The 263-nt window shown below is 44.1% G+C and carries 1 protein-coding gene; it reads right to left on the reverse strand.

Translation table 11 applies throughout. The annotated features are described in order from the left end of the window. A partial coding sequence (locus FLQ44_RS10950) for an ABC transporter permease subunit (RefSeq protein WP_206208813.1) occupies nt 1-263 on the reverse strand: 263 nt, incomplete at both ends.

Consider the following 263-nt stretch of genomic DNA (forward strand, 5'->3'; position numbering starts at 1 on the left):
GAGGAGATGATGTGGGAGTAGTTCAGGAAAAACGAATGCCCAGAAAAAGAGTTGGACAATCAGAGGTATATTTCGAAACAGTTCGACATAACATGTGCCAATAAAGGCAAGTGGCTTGTTGGGAATCGTACGCAAGATTCCGATTAACGAACCCAGCAGGAAAGCGATAAAAAATGCAAGTACCGCAGTCCAAACCATGGTCCAGACACCTGAACCTAAGAGTTGTAACCATGTTGGTGCATCAGCAACAGGAGAGTAACTTT

The organism is Vogesella mureinivorans (assembly GCF_007644035.1).
Lineage (GTDB): Bacteria > Pseudomonadota > Gammaproteobacteria > Burkholderiales > Chromobacteriaceae > Vogesella > Vogesella mureinivorans.